Raw genomic sequence first — 15,380 nt, 5'->3', positions numbered from 1 at the left:
AACCTACAAGGCTTAGGCATATTGTGGGTGGGGACTTGAATCCTCCTAGAATATCGCCATCTGCATGTGCAGAGTAACTTTGGAGACTGTGTCATGAGCGATTCATACCAAACGATGGATTACCAATACGTCACCACCACCCCCGCTGAGCGCAACCGGGTGTTGCGCAACACCTATTGGCTGCTGGCCCTGAGCATGGTGCCAACGGTGCTGGGTGCTTGGCTGGGTGTGGTCACAGGCCTGAGCCGGGCCATGTCGGGTGGCGTGGGCTTGGTGGTTTTCTTGGTGGGCGCCTTTGGGTTCATGTACGCCATCGAAAAGACCAAAGACACAGCCAAAGGCGTGCCGGTCTTGTTGGCCTTCACCTTTTTCATGGGCATCATGCTCTCGCGCATGATCGCCATGGTGCTGGGCTTTAAAAACGGCGCCGAGCTGATCATGACCGCTTTTGGTGGCACAGCCGGTGTGTTTTTCCTGATGGCCAGCTTGTCTACCGTGATCAAGCGCGACTTGAGCAGCATGGGCAAATGGTTGTTCGTTGGCGCCATGGTGCTGATGGTGGGCAGCATCATCAACGTGTTTGTCGGTTCATCGGCCGGCATGATGGCCATCTCCATGTTGGCAATTGGTATCTTCAGCGCCTACATGCTGTATGACATCAAACAAATCATTGATGGCGGCGAGACCAACTACATCAGTGCCACTTTGTCCTTGTACATGGACATCATGAATGTGTTCCAAAGCCTGCTGGCTTTGCTGGGCATCATGGGCGGCGAACGCGATTAAGTTTCTCCCCAACGACGGCCAACCTTCTTTGGCCCTCTCCTGCAAAAGGCCCTTCGGGGCCTTTTGTCATGGGCTCGGTGGCATCCTGTCAAACACCGCCATGCTCTCCACGTGGGCGGTGTGCGGAAACATGTTCACCACGCCGGCTGCCGTGCAACGGTAACCGGCCACATTCACCAGCAAGCCCGCGTCTCGGGCCAGGGTGGCTGGGTTGCAACTGACATACACAATCCGCTGCGGCGGTTGCCAGCCAGGGTGCTCGGCGGGGTTTTGAATGGCATCGGCCAAGGCCTTGCTCAGCGCGAAGGCACCTTCTCGGGGCGGATCCATCAGCCACTTGTCGGCCACGCCATCTTGCACCAGGGCTGGTGCCGTCATCTCAAACAAATTGCGCGCAACAAAACGGGTGGGGGCCAATCGGGTTTTCTGCAAGCCCAGGTTGTCATGGGCCCGTTGCACCAAGGCAGCGCTCCCCTCCACCCCCAAGACCTCAGCGGCTTGGGTGGCCAAGGGCAAGGTGAAGTTGCCCAGACCACAAAACCAGTCGATCACCCGCTCGTTGCCTTGAACATCCAACAGTTGCAAGGCTTGCTGCACCAACACACGGTTGATGCGGGGGTTGACCTGGGTGAAATCGGTGGGCTTGAAGGGCAACTGGATGCCAAATTCGGGCAAGGCATAAAACAAGTCAGAGGCCGCGTTGTCCAAACGGTGGGCTGTGTCCGGTCCTTTGGGCTGCAGCCACCACTCCACCCCATGCTGGATGGCAAAGTCGCGCAAGGCTTGCAAATCGCTGGGGCTCAAGGGCTCCAAATGGCGCAGCACCAAGGCGGTGGTGCGGTCGCCGCCGGCCAATTCAATTTGGGGACAGGTGCTGCGCGCTTGCATGCCGCCCAAGAGCGCTCGCAGCGGCAGCAACATGGCACTCACTTGGGGCGGGAGCACCGGGCAGACCTGCATGTCGGCCACATAGCGGCTTTTGCGCTCGTGAAAGCCCACCAACACCTCGCCTTTTTTTTGCACCCAGCGCACCGACAGGCGTGCCCGATATCGATAGCCCCAATCTGGGCCTTGGATGGGGCGCAAGACGCGCTCGGGCTTGACCTTGCCCAAATGCCACAAGTTGTCTTCCATCACCCTTTGTTTGACCGCCAATTGGGCCATGGGGTGCAAGTGCTGCATCTTGCAGCCCCCGCAAGCACCGGCGTGCAAACCAAAATGCGGACAGTGTGGTTTGACCCGTTGGGAGCTTTCATGCAAGACGGCCTGCAAAGTCCCCTGCTCCCATTGGTTCTTGCTGCGGTGGATGATGGCGCTCACCCGCTCACCAGTCAGCGCACCTTCGACAAACACCACCTTGCCCTCCATGCTGTGGCCCACACCTTGGGCATCGTGATCGAGCGACTCGATGTCGAGTTCGGGCAAAGGCTTGGGACTCACGCGGGCTTCAACGGGGGGGCAAGAATTTAACGGGGTCCACCGGCTTGCCCAGACGGCGAATTTCAAAATGCAGCTTCACCTGGTCAGCATCGCTGTTGCCCATTTGGGCAATGGTTTGACCGCGCTTGACCGATTGGTCCTCGCGCACCAACAAAGCTTGGTTGTGTGCGTAGGCGCTTAAAAATGTGTTGTTGTGTTTGATGATTACCAAGTTGCCATAACCGCGCAAACCAGACCCCGCGTACACCACCTTGCCATCGGCGGCGGCCAGCACGGGATCGCCGGCCTTGCCCGCCAGGTCCAGGCCTTTGTTTTTGGCTTCGTCAAAACCAGCCGTGACAGTGCCGTTGTGCGGCCAGATAAAAGCCAGGCCATCACTGTCGGCCATGCCAGGGGTCGATGCGGCAGGCGTTCCTGCGGCCACACCGGTCGAAGGAAGCGAAGGGGTGGGCGGGGCGGCTGTGGCCAGCTTGCTGTCAGGCCCAGCAGCATTGACAACGGTGGGCGCTGTGACAGGTTTGATCACCACCGCCTCGGGGGCTGGTGTTTGGTCCGGTGACACGACGCGAAGCACCTGCCCAACTTCCAGCAAATTGGGGTTGTCAATCTTGTTCCAGCGCACCAAATCGCGCCAGTTTTGGCCTGCATCCAAACCGATGCGGATCAAGGTATCACCCGGTTTGACGGTGTAAAAACCTGGTTTGCCCATGTTCTCATAACCGGGCAAGGTTTGCGGATCTGGGCGTGCCGACGGGCGGCTGGCAGAAGCCGGGCTGGGTGGCGGCGGTGGGGGAAGTCGCCCAAGGCTGCTGCCCCGGTCTTCGACCGGCGCCGGAAAGCCCGATCGCGAAGCGCATCCCGCCATGCCAATGGCCAGCAACAAAGCAACAACCCACAGACCCCAGCTACGCGGCACGGAATTCATCCCAACCCTCATTAAGCGACGCCCGATTTTAGGGGGACAAAATGAACGGCCTCATATTGCTGCTGATGCAATCCCTGGAGGGTTTTATCGATCACCACCAAGGCCTGCTGGCCATTGGCCGTGAGCGTGGGCGCAATCAGCCGGCCACCCACCGCGAGCTGCTCGATCCATGCCGAGGGCACGGCCTCACCCCCAGCGGCGGCAATGATGGCGGCATAAGGTGCCCCTTTGGGGTAGCCCAACATGCCATCACCAAACAACAAATGCAAGTTGGCCAGGCGCAAAGGGCGCAGGTTGTCACGGGCCTTGTCGTGCAAGCCGCGCAAGCGCTCGATGCTGTAGACCTCGCGCGACACACAGCTGAGCACCGCCGCTTGGTACCCACAGCCAGTGCCAATCTCCAACACCCGCCCCATGCGGCCATCGGCTTGCATCAAAGCCCCTTGGCGCAACAACTCAATCATGCGCGCCACCACGCTGGGCTTGGAAATGGTTTGCCCCAAACCAATGGGCAAGCTGGTGTCCTCGTAAGCCTGGGTGACCAAGGCCGAATCGACAAATTGATGACGCGGCACCTGGCCCATGGCCGCGAGCACTTCGGGGTCGCTCAAGCCGCCTTGCACCAATTTGCGCACCATGCTCGCACGCACCGCCGAAGAGTCCAAACCCAAGCCCGCGGGCAAAGGGGCAAGCGTGGCCGCCTTGGGGCGTTCTGGTTTTGGGGCACGCGCTGGGTTGGGGGTCAGCGCAGGGTTGGTCCTTGGCAGTCCGGATGCAGGGTTTGGGCCTGGGCTCGTCACTTTGCCCTTTGGCGCATCCCCAGCTGGCATGCGGGCGGGGAACGAGGGTCGCTGCTTCATGCGGTGCGGTCCACCGCGCTCAAGTGGTTTTGCCAAGCCGACAGTTGATCATGCTCGGTCAGGTCAATTTGCAGTGGCGTGACCGTGACCACACCTTGGTGCATGGCATGGAAGTCGGTGCCTTCGGCATCGTCTTTGGCCGCTCCGGCAGCACCAATCCAATACATGGTCTCGCCGCGCGGGCTTTCTTGGGTGATGACGCGCTCGGCGGCATGGCGCCGCCCCAAACGACACACCTGCACCCGATCGAGTTGCGCATAGGGCAAGTTCGGGATATTGACATTCAGCAACCAAGGCGGGGCTTGCAGTTGGCCACCGGCGATCAAACCATGCACCAAGTCGCGGGCTTTGCGGGCTGCGTCCTCGATGTGCGCCCAGCCTTTTTCATGCTGGGAAAAGGCCAAGGCGGGCACGCCCATCAAATAGGCCTCCATCGCCGCGCCCACCGTGCCGGAATAAATGGTGTCGTCGCCCATGTTGGCACCGTTGTTGATGCCCGAGACCACCAAATCAGGGCGGTAGCCGAGCAAACCCGTGAGCGCAATGTGCACACAGTCGGCCGGCGTGCCATTGACATAGCGAAAACCATTCGGGGCATCGCGCACATACAAAGGCGCGTACAAGGTCAGGGCGTTGGATTTGGCACTGTTGTTGTGCTCGGGGGCCACCACCTCCACCTCACCCAAAGAGCGCATCGCCTGGTACAAGGCCTCGATGCCGGGCGCTTGGTAGCCATCGTCGTTGCAAATCAAAATTTTCATGCGCGCCCATCCTAGAAGTGCAGATTGTATGACCCACTCCACCGCCATAATCTCGGCTCCCCAACCAAGGAGAAACACCGTGCATGCCTGGCTCTGCGAAACCCCCACTGGCGTTGATCAACTGATCTGGAAAGAACTGCCCACCCCCACGCCAGGCCCGGGTGAGGTGTTGGTGCAAATCCAAGCCGCCAGCTTGAATTTTCCCGATTTGCTCATCGTTCAAAACAAATACCAGTTCAAACCCAGCTTGCCTTTTGTGCCCGGCTCCGAATGGGCCGGCGTGGTGCAAAGCCTGGGCGAAGGGGTGCGCCACTTGCAGGTGGGTCAAGCCGTTGCCTGCTTGTCGGGTACCGGTGGCTTTGCCACCCACACCATCGCCAAGGCCGATCAGTGTGTGCCTTTGCCCGCCAACTTCCCAGCGGTGGATGCGGCGGCTTTCATCATGATTTACGCCACCTCGCACCATGCCTTGATCGACCGCGCGCAGTTGCGCGCTGGCGAGACCGTGCTGGTGTTGGGTGCGGCCGGGGGTGTCGGCACCTCGGCCATACAAATTGCCAAAGCGGTGGGCGCACGGGTGATCGCCGCCGCTTCCAGCGACGAAAAATGCCAACTGTGCTTGGCCCAAGGCGCAGACGCCAGCATCAACTACGCCAGCGAAAACCTGCGCGAACGCATCAAAGCCCTGACCGATGGCAAAGGGCCCGATGTGATTTACGACCCGGTGGGTGGCGAATACACCGAACCGGCCTTTCGCTCCATCGCCTGGCGCGGGCGCTATTTGGTGGTGGGCTTTGCCGCTGGCCCCATCCCCTCACTGCCCTTGAACCTGACCTTGCTCAAAGGCGCGTCAGTGGTGGGCGTGTTTTGGGGCGACTACGCCAAGCGAGAGGCCGCTGCCAACCAGGCCATGATGGGCGAACTCGCCCAGTGGTATGCCCAGGGAAAGATCAAACCGGTGATTGACCGCACTCTGCCCATGGCCCAGTTGCACGAAGCCTATGCCTTGATGGGTTCACGCCGGGTGATGGGCAAGTTGGTGATGGTCAATCCCTGAGGGCCCCACGCCCCGGGCCCTGGGGCATCAAACCCCGCCGTGGGGATGGGTGGGGTCCACCCACAACACCTGCTCGGGCGGCTCGGCGGGCGCGATGTCCAAATTGATCGCCACCGCTTCGCCATCGCTGCGGCACAGCACGCACTCCAGCACCTCGGTAGGGCTGGCATTGATTTCTTGGTGCGGCACATACGGCGGCACGTAAATAAAGTCACCCGGCCCGGCCTCGGCGGTGAACTCCAAATGCTCACCCCAGCGCATGCGGGCGCGCCCCTTGACCACATAAATCACACTCTCCAAATGCCCATGGTGGTGGGCACCCGTTTTGGCATTGGCATGGATGGTGACCGTGCCCGCCCACAGCTTTTGTGCCCCGACGCGGGCAAAGTTGATCGCCGCTTTGCGGTCCATGCCCGGGGTTGAGGGCACATTGCCGTCGAGCTGATTGCCAGGGACCACACGCACCCCGTCGTGCTTCCAGTCGGTGGGCACATGGGTGTGCGGGTGGTCGTGGGGGTGGTGATCGGTCATGGGGTGGTTAATGTTTGGGGCTTCGACTTTGGGCAAAACGCCCTATCAAGTAAATACACAGGCACAAAGAGATGACCTGAAACACGTATTGCAAAAAGCCATCCCGGGACTCAGGCCCCAAAGCCCGAGGCAAAAAAATCACAATCAAACCAAAAATGATGCCCAGCATGAGGTGGACCGGGTTGGGTTTTTGGGGAACTTGTGCGTCTTCGCTCATGGCCTGGCTCCTGTGGTGGCGGGGTGGATCAAGGGGCTTACTTTAACAAGCCCAAGCCCCCCTGCGGGCTTGGTGTTTTCATCCACCCTGTTCACGTGGCTACCGCTTTCCACATCCGCCGATGGTTTGATGACCTATTTGTCACCTTGGGTACTAAAAGCCGGTCAGTGGGGCACTAGAATCCGCCCGCACCCAAAATTCAATCACCTGATTGATTGAGTAATGGAACAGTGAACCATCCCAGAAAGGTATTCGGATGTCCAGCCATGCTGCCCTGGCGTATTTGCGCCTGGTCAAAATCGTTCTTTCCATGGAAAACCAAGCCCCTTTTCGGGACCTCGACCAAGAGTGCATCAAATTGCTGGAGGTCATCGCCCTGGGCGAACTCGAAGGCACGCCCTTGCAAGTGACCAAGGCCATGGAGCTCAAACACATTGCTTCGCCGGCCAGCATCCACCGCAAACTCGAGGCGCTGCGCGGCCAAGGTTTGATTGAGCATGTCTTTGTCGAAGGCAATCGGCGCACCAAATACCTCAAGCCCACCGAGTTGGCGCTGGCCCATTACGAGCGCATATCGCAAGAAATGAAACTCCTGGCCGGGTGACGCCCTGCGCCAGGGACCTTTTGCCCCATCGCCGCTGGCCACCAAACGCAAGCCCTGCCCACCCCTGCCGGCGGCAGGTCAGACACAGCTATCGAAGGTGCACAATGGATGTCACGGAGATGGGCTTGTGTCCCGACCCAGATAGTTTCAATCAACGATAATATTTGTCGGCATGGCACATGGTCAATGCCATTTGCAGTTGAACCCCATGATGTCTTTCAACCCTTTGTATTGGATCCCCCCGCTGACAGGACTGGCCGCTTCGGTGCTGACTGCCGGCCTGTTGATATGGGTCAGTGCGCATTGGCATTGGGGCATGGACAAGGGCTCCGGGGTGCAGAAATTCCATGCCCAAACCACCTCGCGTTTGGGTGGCGTGGCCATTTTTACCGGGATGTTGTTCGGCTTTGGGGTCTCTTACCCGTACTTCCCCAAGGACGGTTGGCTGGGTGCTTGGGTCATGCTGGCCTGCGCGCCGGTGTTCATTGGCGGCTTGGTGGAAGACCTGACCCAAAAGGTATCTCCCAATATGCGCTTGCTGATGGCTCTGGCCTCCTCGGCGGTGGTGTATGTGGTGTTTCAGTTGGGTGTCATGCGCACCGACATCTACATCATTGACTTGTTTTTGTCCTTGCCCTTTGCGGCTTTTTTGCTGACCGCCTTGGTCATTGCAGGTTTTGTCAATGCCATCAACATCATTGACGGATTTCATGGTTTGGCCTCGGGCAGCGTGATGGCCTTTTTGGCCGGCATTGCGGGCTTGGCCTGGCTGGCCGAAGACGCCATGGTGTTTCGCTGGTGCTTGCTCGGCGCTGGGGCCACGCTGGGCTTTTTGGTGTGGAATTGGCCCTGGGGCAAAATTTTCTTGGGCGATGGCGGGGCCTACCTGCTGGGTTTTTGGGTGGTCTTTTTGGGCCTGATGATTCCCCACCGCACGCCCGAAATTTCCCCCATGGCCCCGGTGTTGGTCGGCATTTACCCCTTGGTTGAGACGGTCTACAGCATGTACCGGCGCAAATTTGTGCGCACCCACCCCATCAACCACCCCGATGCCTTGCATTTGCACACCTTGATTTACCGCCGCTTGGTGCTGCGACCGGGCTTGCATCTGAGTGCGACTGAGAAAAACACCGCCAACGCCCAGGTGGCCGCATATGGCTTTGTCTTATCGGCGGTGCCCGCGGGCTTGGCCTGCGTTTTTCACACCCAGACCAGTGCATTGCTGCTGTGCATGGCGGTATTTGCCTTGTTTTACATCGAGTTTTACCGCCGCATCGTGCGCTTTCGCAGCCCGCGCTGGCTCATGAAATGGGCCCGGGCTTGAAGGCCATGGCGGGCGCTTGAGGCTGCGTCCGCCGCCCCAGTCCGCACACGCCCGCCACACGGCTTGACTGTCTGCACATTTTGACTTCAATACACCTGCAAAGGCGCTGATGTCGCTTGGGCGGCCACCACCTCACCGACTTCACAGGCCTGGCCAAAGCCCATGCGGGCAAACACATCCAACACCTGGCCCACGCAATCCGGCGCACAACTGACCAACAAGCCGCCGCTGGTTTGGGGGTCGGTCAACAAGGTTTGGGCCAGCGGGTCCAGGTGTGCTGACAGCGCCACATCGGTGCCATAGCCTTGCCAATTGCGCCCCGAAGCGCCGGTGACGGCGCCGCCCAGCGCGCCCTCACGCACCCCCGGCAGCACCGGCACACGCGACCAGTCCAAGCGCACCGTGGCACCCGCGCCACGCGCCATCTCCAAAGCATGACCGGCCAAACCAAACCCGGTGACATCGGTCATTGCATGCACCCCATCGATGGCCGCCAACACCGGGCCGGGCGTGTTCAGTTGGGTGGTCACCCCCAGCATCTGGGCATAGCCTTGGGCTGAGAGTTGCTCTTTTTTGAGCAGGGCCGATAGCACCCCCACGCCTATCGGCTTGCCCAAAATCAAACGGTCGCCCACTTGGGCGTCGGCATTTCGCTTGACCCGCGACGGGTGCACCAAGCCCAATGCCACCAAACCGTAAATGGCCTCGACCGAGTCGATGGTGTGCCCCCCTGCCACCACAATGCCGGCTGCTTTGCAAGCTTGGTTGCCACCTTCCAAAATTTGTCCAATCACCTGGGTGCTGAGCACGTTGATGGGCATGCCCACCAAGGCCAAGGCCATGATGGGGGTGCCGCCCATGGCATACACATCACTCAAGGCGTTGGTGGCGGCAATGCGGCCAAAGTCCATCGGGTCATCGACGATGGGCATGAAAAAATCGGTGGTCGCGATCAAGGCTTGCTCATCGTTGAGCCGATAAACCGCTGCATCGTCCGAGGTGGCAATGCCCACCAATATTTCGGGCGGCATGATCATGGCGGTGGTGCCTTGCAAAATCTCGCGCAAGACGCCGGGCGCTATTTTGCAACCGCAACCCCCACCGTGGGACAAAGAGGTTAAACGCGGGGACAGGTCAGGGGTGGTGTTTGGCATAGCCCGCCACTATAAGCGGGGACAAGGCCTCAGCCGCCAACGCGACTCAAAGCACGCGGGCGTGGCGGCGCAAATTGATCAAGCCGCCAGACAACACCAACAGCATGGCCAGCGCCAGCATCACGGCAGTGACCTCGGTGAGTTGGTGTTTCTCCAGCCGAATGGTGGTGCCCAGCTGGCGGTACACCTCCAGCAGTTGCTGGGCATCGCTGGCGCGGTAATAGTTGCCCTCGGTGATCTCGGCCACTTTTTTCAGCACCGTCTCATCCAGCCGCACCCGCATCGACATGCCCTGCGCGCGCAAGACCACGCCCTCGGGCGTGCCCACGCCCACGGTGTAGACGCGCACCCCATGATCGGCGGCCAGTTGGGCCATCTTCAGCACATCAGGGCCGATATTGCTTTGCCCATCGGTGATGAGCACGATGGCCATGGATTTGTTGGCCCCCGGTGTGAGCTTGACTTGGTTCGAGGCATCCCCAGGGGCGACCAGGGCCCGACCGGTATCGGGCTTGGGTGGGCCGTCGGCCTCCATGATGATTTTTTCGGGGTCAATGCCCGAACCCGGCAGCAAATTGGCCAAGGCCACCACGATGCCACTGCCCAGGGCCGAGCCCCGCTGCAAGGGCAGGTTTTCGATCGCCCTGAACAGTTCATCGCGCTGGGTGGTTGGGGCTTGGGCCACAGACGCCGTGCCCGACAAGTTGACGATGCCCACTTTGACCTGCACCGGTTGCTCTTCAATGAAGATGCGCACCGCTGCCAGGGCCGCCTCCAAGCGGTTAGGCAGCACATCGGTGGCGCGCATGCTGCCCGAGGTGTCGATGGCCAGCATGACGGAGTCCAAACGACTGGGCAGCAGCAACACCGCCTGCGGTCGCGCCAGCGCCAGCAAAGCGGCGGCCAAGCCCAAACCCCACAGGCACACGGGCATGCTGGGCCAGCGCAAAAGACGCCAGCGCGTTGCGGTTGCGGTTGCGGTTGCGGTTGCGGTTGCGGTTGCGGGGGCAGCAACAGCGTTGTTTGGGCCATGCACCTGCAAATGCAAACGCGGCCAGCGCCCAGGTCGGGTGAGCCACAGGTAGGCAGCGGCCATCAAGGGCCACAGCAGCAAGGCCCACAGCATCAGGGGCCAGACAAATTGGATGGACGAGAACTCCAGCACGCTCAAGCCCCCACGGCCACGGCAGAAGCGGTGGCACCGGCCGCCACCTGGCTGCGCCGCTTGCGCAACTGGGTGAAACGCATCAAGGCCTCGTCCAAGGCTTGATCGGTGTGCAACTCCAAGCCATCCACGCCCGCACGCACCAAGGCGGCGCGCAAGTCGGCCTCGCGCTGGTTCGCGGCCTGGGCAAAGCGCTCACGAAATGCGGCGTCGTGGGTATCCACCAGCAGCTGCTCGCCAGTCTCCGCGTCTTCCATCAAGACCAAACCCACATCGGGCAATTGGCGCTCCAAGGGGTCGCACAAACGCAGGGCCACCACCTCGTGGCGGCGCGCCAATTGGGACAAGCCACGGTCCCACCCCGGTTGGCTGAAGAAGTCTGACACCACAAAAATCGTCGAGCGGCGGCGGATCAGGTTTTGCGCGTCCTTGAGCAAGTTTTGCAAATGTGTCTCGCTGGTGGGCTGGTTGGCCTGCGCTTGCATCACGGTTTGCAACAGGTGCAGCATGTGGCGCCGACCTGAGCGCGCCGGGATGTGGAATTCGGCGTGGGCATGTTCACCGGTATAGACCATGGCACCCACCCGGTTGCCACGGCGGGTGAGCATGCGCGCGAGCACGCCCACCACCTCGGCAGCCAACATGCGCTTGCTGGTGGCACCCGAGCCGAAGGCCACCGAGCGCGACAAGTCGACCAAAAACCAAGCTGCCATTTCCCGGTCTTCTTGGTGCTCACGCACATAGGGGGTTTGCATGCGGGCGGTGACATTCCAGTCGATGTGGCGCACATCGTCGTGCGCTTGGTACTCGCGCAAATCGGCCAGCATCAAACCCGCACCGCGAAACAAAGTGCGGTAGTCGCCCTGCAACTGGCCGTCCAAGCGCCGTATCACCGTCCACTCCAAGCGCCGCATCAAAGCCTCGGCTTGGCGCATGGCCGTGGGGTGCGCAGAAGCCGGCGGGGCACCAGGGGTTTCTGACACACCCACCCCAGCAGCCACGGTGCCCGCTTTGACTGCGGACGCAGGTTCAAGCCCGCTCAAAGCCGCGTCTGGGGGCTTTGCTTGGGCACGGGTCTGGTTGGGGTCGCGGGGCTGGCTGGCGCGGCCGCGCCAGGCCTCAAGCCGTTGGCGCAGTCCGAACATGGCTGTCCAAAGGTTTGTCGGGCACCGGCACGGCTTGCAAAATTTGGGCAATGATGGCCTCAGGGGTCAAGCCCTCGGACAAGGCCTCGTAGGACAACACCAAGCGGTGGCGCAGCACATCGGGCACCAGGTCGATCACATCTTGCGGCAAGGCATAACTGCGCCCGCGCAAAAACGCCAGCGCCCGCGCGCCTTCGATCAAGCCAATGGTGGCTCGCGGGCTGGCGCCAAAGGTGATGAAGCGCGACCAATCGGCCATGCCAAAGCGCTCAGGATGGCGCGTGGCCGACACCAACTTGACCGCAAACTGGATCAAGCTGGGGTCCACATAGCCTTGGCGGCAGGTTTTTTGCAACTGGGCAATTTGATCGGTGCTGGTCACCGCCGCCACTTCGATGGCCTGACCGATCACCCGTTGCACGATGACAAATTCCTCATCCTCCTGGGGGTAGCCGACCAAGACCTTCATCATGAAGCGGTCCACCTGGGCCTCGGGCAGCGGGTAAGTGCCTTCGGTTTCAATCGGGTTTTGGGTCGCCATCACCAAAAACGGCGTGGGCACTTTGTGCGTTTCGCCAGCGATGGTGACTTGGCGCTCTTGCATCACCTCCAGCAAAGCGCTTTGCACCTTGGCGGGGGCGCGGTTGATTTCATCGGCCAACAATAAATTGGCAAACACCGGGCCCAACACGGTGCTGAACTCGCTGGTTTTTTGGCTGTACATGCGCGTGCCCACCAAGTCGGCGGGCAGCAAGTCGGGGGTGAACTGGATGCGTTTGAAGCTGCCCCGAATGGCTTTGGCCAAGGTGTTGACCGTCAAGGTTTTGGCCAAACCGGGCACACCCTCGATGAGCAAATGCCCCTGGGCCAAGATGGCCACCAACATGCGCTCTAAAAAGTGGTCTTGCCCGACCACCACGCGCTTGACTTCGTACAACACCCGTTCCATCAGGGCGGCAGTGTCTTGGCTCGGGTCGGCGTGGGCGCCTCGGTTCCATTCGCTGGGATTCATGTCGGTTTTTCTCCGTGTCAAAAAGGGGGGATACCCACAGCGCTGCCCGCACTCTCCATGGTGGCGGCAAAGCCAATGCCGATGAAAGTGCGCGCCGAGGTCGGGTTCAAGATGGCGGTGACGATGCCCACCACCTCGCCCGATAGGTTGACCAAGGGCCCACCTGAATTGCCGGGGTTGGCGGCTGCATCAAATTGGATCAAGCCTTTCATGGCCATTTGGCCTTCGGGTTTGAATGAACGGTTCAGGCCCGAGACCACGCCGGCAGACACGGATGGACCAATGCCAAATGGAAACCCCACCGCCACCACCTCGTCGCCGGGTAGCAAGTTGCTGCTCGAGCCCATGGTGGCGGGTTGCAAATCGTCGGGGATTTTTTGCGGCTTGATCACCGCCAAATCGTTCTCGGGCATGGTCGAAATGACGAATGCCGCCGACTCCATGCCGTCAAAAAAAGTGACCTCCAGACGCTGGGCGGTGGAGATGACATGGAAGTTGGTCAAGATGGTGCCATCCTCAACGATGACCACGCCCGAACCCACACCGAGTTCTTTTTCACCTGCCTTGGGGTTTTGGGGATCGGTGCCAAAAGCGCGCACCCGCACCACCGATGGCCAGATCAAACCCGCTGCCTTGGCCGTGCGCGAGGGCAGGTCTTGGGTGGCCAAGGTGTGCAGCACCGCCGCATCAATGTCTTTTTGGGTCAGCACCTGTCGCGGCGCACCCCAGCGTTCGCTGGCCCACCACATGGCTGCACCTATGGCCAAGCCCAGCAGCAGCATGGCCCAGCGCTCATGGCGCAGGAACCCATTTTTCCAGCGCGCTGTGCGGGGCGTGGGCGCGGCGTCCACCGGCTCGCCCGGGTTGGGCTTGCGCGCCGGTGACGGCTGGCTGGCGTAAACGGTGGCGCGTTTCATGTCTAAACCATAGCACAGCCAGGGGTGATAAAGTGTCTCTGACCCTAACCGACCCCAGACACAAATGCACTTTGTTTGGCCCCAAGCCCTGTGGGCGCTCTTGCTGGCGCCTTTGCTGCTGGCTTTTTACCTGTGGCTGCTGCGGCGCAAGCAGCGCAGCGCCTTGGCCTACCCCAGCCTGTCGCTGGTGCGCGTCGCCATGGGGCCGCGCAAGCTGTGGCGCCGGCATGTGCCCCCGGCCTTGCTGGGCTTGGCCTTGATCAGCGCCGTGGTCGGCATGGCTCGCCCGGTGGCCAGCGTGGTGTTGCCCGCCGATTACATGACCTTGGTGCTGGCCATTGATGTGTCGCGCAGCATGCTGGCAGAAGACGTGGAGCCCAACCGCATCAAAGCCGCCCAAGCGGCGGTGAAAGACTTCCTGCGTGAGCTGCCGCCCAACATCCGGGTGGGCGTGGTGTCTTTTGCCGGCGCAGCGCAACTGGTGCAAGGCATCACCGATCAACGCGAGGAGTTGGTCGCCTCGATCGACCGCTTTCAATTGCAACGTGGCACCGCCACTGGCAGCGGATTGTTGATGGCCTTGTCCACTTTGTTGCCCAATGCCGGCATCGATTTGGAAGCTGCCATTTACGGCCAGGGCTTTGGCGGCTACGGCAACTACGGCAGCCCTGCACCCGCCTCGCCGCCCAAAGCCAAGCCCAGCTTCACCCCGGTGCCTGCAGGCTCTTACTCGTCCGGGGCGATTGTGTTGCTCTCCGACGGGCGCCGCACCACTGGCCCCGACCCGCTTGAGGCCGCCAAGCAAGCCGCGCAGCGCGGGGTGCGCGTCTACACCGTGGCCTTTGGCACGCCCAATGGCTTCATTCCCGGTTACGAGGGTGTGTCCTTTTATGCCAAGGTGGACGAGGAAACCTTGCAAGCCATCGCCAAGGCCACCGAGGGCGAATTTTTTCGCGCCGGTAACTCCAACGATTTGAAGCAAATTTACGAACACCTGTCGACCAAGTTTGCCCTGGAGCGGCGCGATACCGAAGTCTCCGCCCTGTGGGCCGCGCTGTCTTTGGTGTTGTTGCTGAGCGCGGGAGGCTTGTCCGTGCGATGGTTTCGCCGCCAGCCCTGGGGCCAAGCCTGAGACAACTGCTCCCTCTGCCCCAGCCCTCAACGGGGCAAAACTTCCACCCAGGCGCTGACCTGCCCCCGCACACCCTGATCGTCTTGCCACTGCACACGGATGTCACCGCTTTGGTCGGGCACCACCCAAAACTGCAACAAGGGATTGGCCGCCACCCCTGAGCCCATGGTGGCGCGAAACACCGTGCGCCCACCGTACTCAGCGCTCAGGCTGTGGATCACATTTTTGGGGATGGATGTGCCCGAAAAATCGTAACGAAAACCCGTCTCCATCGGGTGCTGCAGCAACAAGCGCACCTCCATGGCTTGGCCGCGCCGCACAGGGGAGGTCACTTGGATGCGGGCCAACAT

Annotated in this window: 17 protein-coding genes; 5 read left to right on the top strand and 12 right to left on the bottom strand. The window is 61.0% G+C overall.

Going from position 1 to position 15,380, the window contains the following annotated elements; translation table 11 throughout:
• The first annotated feature begins 93 nt into the window (after positions 1-93).
• The gene (locus tag AC8GFZ_RS11530; RefSeq protein WP_506645027.1) at positions 94-786 is read left to right on the top strand and encodes a Bax inhibitor-1/YccA family protein; all 693 of its coding nucleotides are present in this window, start codon (positions 94-96) and stop codon (positions 784-786) included.
• Between the two features lie 66 nt (positions 787-852).
• On the opposite strand, the gene rlmD is transcribed toward AC8GFZ_RS11530, so the two are convergent.
• Genes rlmD through surE form a run of 4 tightly spaced genes read right to left on the bottom strand, consistent with a single transcriptional unit; the run spans position 853 to position 4,772 of the window.
• A complete protein-coding gene (rlmD, locus tag AC8GFZ_RS11525; protein ID WP_506645026.1) occupies positions 853-2,226 on the bottom strand; it encodes a 23S rRNA (uracil(1939)-C(5))-methyltransferase RlmD in 1,374 nt (457 codons plus the stop codon).
• Positions 2,227-2,233: 7 nt separating this feature from the next.
• On the bottom strand, positions 2,234-3,151 hold the full coding sequence (locus AC8GFZ_RS11520; RefSeq protein ID WP_506645025.1) for a peptidoglycan DD-metalloendopeptidase family protein: 918 nt from the start codon (positions 3,149-3,151) through the stop codon (positions 2,234-2,236).
• A gap of 11 nt (positions 3,152-3,162) precedes the next feature.
• Complete coding sequence (locus AC8GFZ_RS11515) at positions 3,163-4,011, bottom strand: protein-L-isoaspartate(D-aspartate) O-methyltransferase (protein ID WP_506645024.1); 849 nt, start codon at positions 4,009-4,011, stop codon at positions 3,163-3,165.
• The gene (gene surE / locus AC8GFZ_RS11510) at positions 4,008-4,772 is read right to left on the bottom strand and encodes a 5'/3'-nucleotidase SurE (RefSeq protein ID WP_506645023.1); all 765 of its coding nucleotides are present in this window, start codon (positions 4,770-4,772) and stop codon (positions 4,008-4,010) included. The genes AC8GFZ_RS11515 and surE overlap by 4 nt, the downstream gene beginning before the upstream one ends.
• Positions 4,773-4,851: 79 nt before the next feature.
• Between surE and AC8GFZ_RS11505 the strand changes: the two genes are divergently transcribed.
• Positions 4,852-5,829 carry an NADPH:quinone oxidoreductase family protein gene (locus tag AC8GFZ_RS11505; RefSeq protein ID WP_506645022.1) on the top strand — a complete coding sequence of 326 codons (978 nt, stop codon included), beginning with the start codon at positions 4,852-4,854 and terminating at the stop codon, positions 5,827-5,829.
• Between the two features lie 27 nt (positions 5,830-5,856).
• On the opposite strand, the gene AC8GFZ_RS11500 is transcribed toward AC8GFZ_RS11505, so the two are convergent.
• Both AC8GFZ_RS11500 and AC8GFZ_RS11495 read right to left on the bottom strand, forming a co-directional pair.
• Entirely contained in the window at positions 5,857-6,360 is a 504-nt protein-coding gene (locus AC8GFZ_RS11500; RefSeq protein WP_506645021.1) for a cupin domain-containing protein, read from the bottom strand.
• A 7-nt stretch (positions 6,361-6,367) separates the two neighbouring features.
• Positions 6,368-6,577, bottom strand: a complete 210-nt coding sequence (locus AC8GFZ_RS11495; RefSeq protein WP_506645020.1) for a hypothetical protein — start codon at positions 6,575-6,577, stop codon at positions 6,368-6,370.
• 256 nt (positions 6,578-6,833) lie between these two features.
• Here AC8GFZ_RS11495 and AC8GFZ_RS11490 point away from each other — a divergent pair, with 256 nt between their 5' ends.
• Both AC8GFZ_RS11490 and AC8GFZ_RS11485 read left to right on the top strand, forming a co-directional pair.
• Positions 6,834-7,181 carry a hypothetical protein gene (locus AC8GFZ_RS11490; RefSeq protein WP_506645019.1) on the top strand — a complete coding sequence of 116 codons (348 nt, stop codon included), beginning with the start codon at positions 6,834-6,836 and terminating at the stop codon, positions 7,179-7,181.
• Positions 7,182-7,389: 208 nt separating this feature from the next.
• A complete protein-coding gene (locus AC8GFZ_RS11485; protein WP_506645018.1) occupies positions 7,390-8,505 on the top strand; it encodes an MraY family glycosyltransferase in 1,116 nt (371 codons plus the stop codon).
• Positions 8,506-8,591: 86 nt separating this feature from the next.
• Here the strand turns inward: AC8GFZ_RS11485 and selD are convergent, their stop codons facing one another.
• The 5 genes from selD to AC8GFZ_RS11460 form a co-directional block, all read right to left on the bottom strand.
• A complete protein-coding gene (selD, locus tag AC8GFZ_RS11480) occupies positions 8,592-9,659 on the bottom strand; it encodes a selenide, water dikinase SelD (protein ID WP_506645017.1) in 1,068 nt (355 codons plus the stop codon).
• 46 nt (positions 9,660-9,705) lie between these two features.
• Positions 9,706-10,824 carry a vWA domain-containing protein gene (locus AC8GFZ_RS11475; protein WP_506645016.1) on the bottom strand — a complete coding sequence of 373 codons (1,119 nt, stop codon included), beginning with the start codon at positions 10,822-10,824 and terminating at the stop codon, positions 9,706-9,708.
• A 2-nt stretch (positions 10,825-10,826) separates the two neighbouring features.
• Positions 10,827-11,759, bottom strand: coding sequence for a DUF58 domain-containing protein (locus AC8GFZ_RS11470; RefSeq protein ID WP_506645117.1), 933 nt, complete (start codon positions 11,757-11,759; stop codon positions 10,827-10,829).
• Positions 11,760-11,943: 184 nt separating this feature from the next.
• Positions 11,944-12,981: an AAA family ATPase gene (locus tag AC8GFZ_RS11465; protein ID WP_506645015.1), complete on the bottom strand. Its 1,038-nt coding sequence runs from the start codon at positions 12,979-12,981 to the stop codon at positions 11,944-11,946.
• 17 nt (positions 12,982-12,998) lie between these two features.
• Entirely contained in the window at positions 12,999-13,898 is a 900-nt protein-coding gene (locus AC8GFZ_RS11460) for a S1C family serine protease (RefSeq protein WP_506645014.1), read from the bottom strand.
• Positions 13,899-13,962: 64 nt separating this feature from the next.
• Here AC8GFZ_RS11460 and AC8GFZ_RS11455 point away from each other — a divergent pair, with 64 nt between their 5' ends.
• Positions 13,963-15,030 (top strand): VWA domain-containing protein, encoded by a 1,068-nt coding sequence (locus AC8GFZ_RS11455; protein WP_506645013.1) that lies wholly within the window; start codon positions 13,963-13,965, stop codon positions 15,028-15,030.
• A 26-nt stretch (positions 15,031-15,056) separates the two neighbouring features.
• Here AC8GFZ_RS11455 and AC8GFZ_RS11450 read toward each other — a convergent pair whose 3' ends face one another.
• Complete coding sequence (locus AC8GFZ_RS11450; protein ID WP_506645012.1) at positions 15,057-15,380, bottom strand: thiosulfate oxidation carrier complex protein SoxZ; 324 nt, start codon at positions 15,378-15,380, stop codon at positions 15,057-15,059.

The sequence above is a fragment of the Limnohabitans rimovensis (SeqCode) genome (assembly GCF_965234775.1).
GTDB lineage: Bacteria > Pseudomonadota > Gammaproteobacteria > Burkholderiales > Burkholderiaceae_C > Limnohabitans > Limnohabitans rimovensis.
Note: the sequence above shows the minus strand (reverse complement) of the source record. Positions and strands in the feature narration are given on the sequence as shown.

What these genes read in the sequence shown, in the direction of transcription:
- AC8GFZ_RS11530 (WP_506645027.1), top strand. Translation starts at nt 94, where the DNA reads ATGAGCGATTCATACCAAACGATGGATTACCAATACGTCACCACCACC.
- AC8GFZ_RS11520 (WP_506645025.1), bottom strand. Translation starts at nt 3,151, where the DNA reads ATGAATTCCGTGCCGCGTAGCTGGGGTCTGTGGGTTGTTGCTTTGTTG.
- AC8GFZ_RS11515 (WP_506645024.1), bottom strand. Translation starts at nt 4,011, where the DNA reads ATGAAGCAGCGACCCTCGTTCCCCGCCCGCATGCCAGCTGGGGATGCG.
- surE (WP_506645023.1), bottom strand. Translation starts at nt 4,772, where the DNA reads ATGAAAATTTTGATTTGCAACGACGATGGCTACCAAGCGCCCGGCATC.
- AC8GFZ_RS11500 (WP_506645021.1), bottom strand. Translation starts at nt 6,360, where the DNA reads ATGACCGATCACCACCCCCACGACCACCCGCACACCCATGTGCCCACC.
- AC8GFZ_RS11495 (WP_506645020.1), bottom strand. Translation starts at nt 6,577, where the DNA reads ATGAGCGAAGACGCACAAGTTCCCCAAAAACCCAACCCGGTCCACCTC.
- AC8GFZ_RS11490 (WP_506645019.1), top strand. Translation starts at nt 6,834, where the DNA reads ATGTCCAGCCATGCTGCCCTGGCGTATTTGCGCCTGGTCAAAATCGTT.
- AC8GFZ_RS11485 (WP_506645018.1), top strand. Translation starts at nt 7,390, where the DNA reads ATGATGTCTTTCAACCCTTTGTATTGGATCCCCCCGCTGACAGGACTG.
- selD (WP_506645017.1), bottom strand. Translation starts at nt 9,659, where the DNA reads ATGCCAAACACCACCCCTGACCTGTCCCCGCGTTTAACCTCTTTGTCC.
- AC8GFZ_RS11470 (WP_506645117.1), bottom strand. Translation starts at nt 11,759, where the DNA reads ATGCGCCAAGCCGAGGCTTTGATGCGGCGCTTGGAGTGGACGGTGATA.
- AC8GFZ_RS11465 (WP_506645015.1), bottom strand. Translation starts at nt 12,981, where the DNA reads ATGAATCCCAGCGAATGGAACCGAGGCGCCCACGCCGACCCGAGCCAA.
- AC8GFZ_RS11460 (WP_506645014.1), bottom strand. Translation starts at nt 13,898, where the DNA reads ATGAAACGCGCCACCGTTTACGCCAGCCAGCCGTCACCGGCGCGCAAG.
- AC8GFZ_RS11455 (WP_506645013.1), top strand. Translation starts at nt 13,963, where the DNA reads ATGCACTTTGTTTGGCCCCAAGCCCTGTGGGCGCTCTTGCTGGCGCCT.
- AC8GFZ_RS11450 (WP_506645012.1), bottom strand. Translation starts at nt 15,380, where the DNA reads ATGTTGGCCCGCATCCAAGTGACCTCCCCTGTGCGGCGCGGCCAAGCC.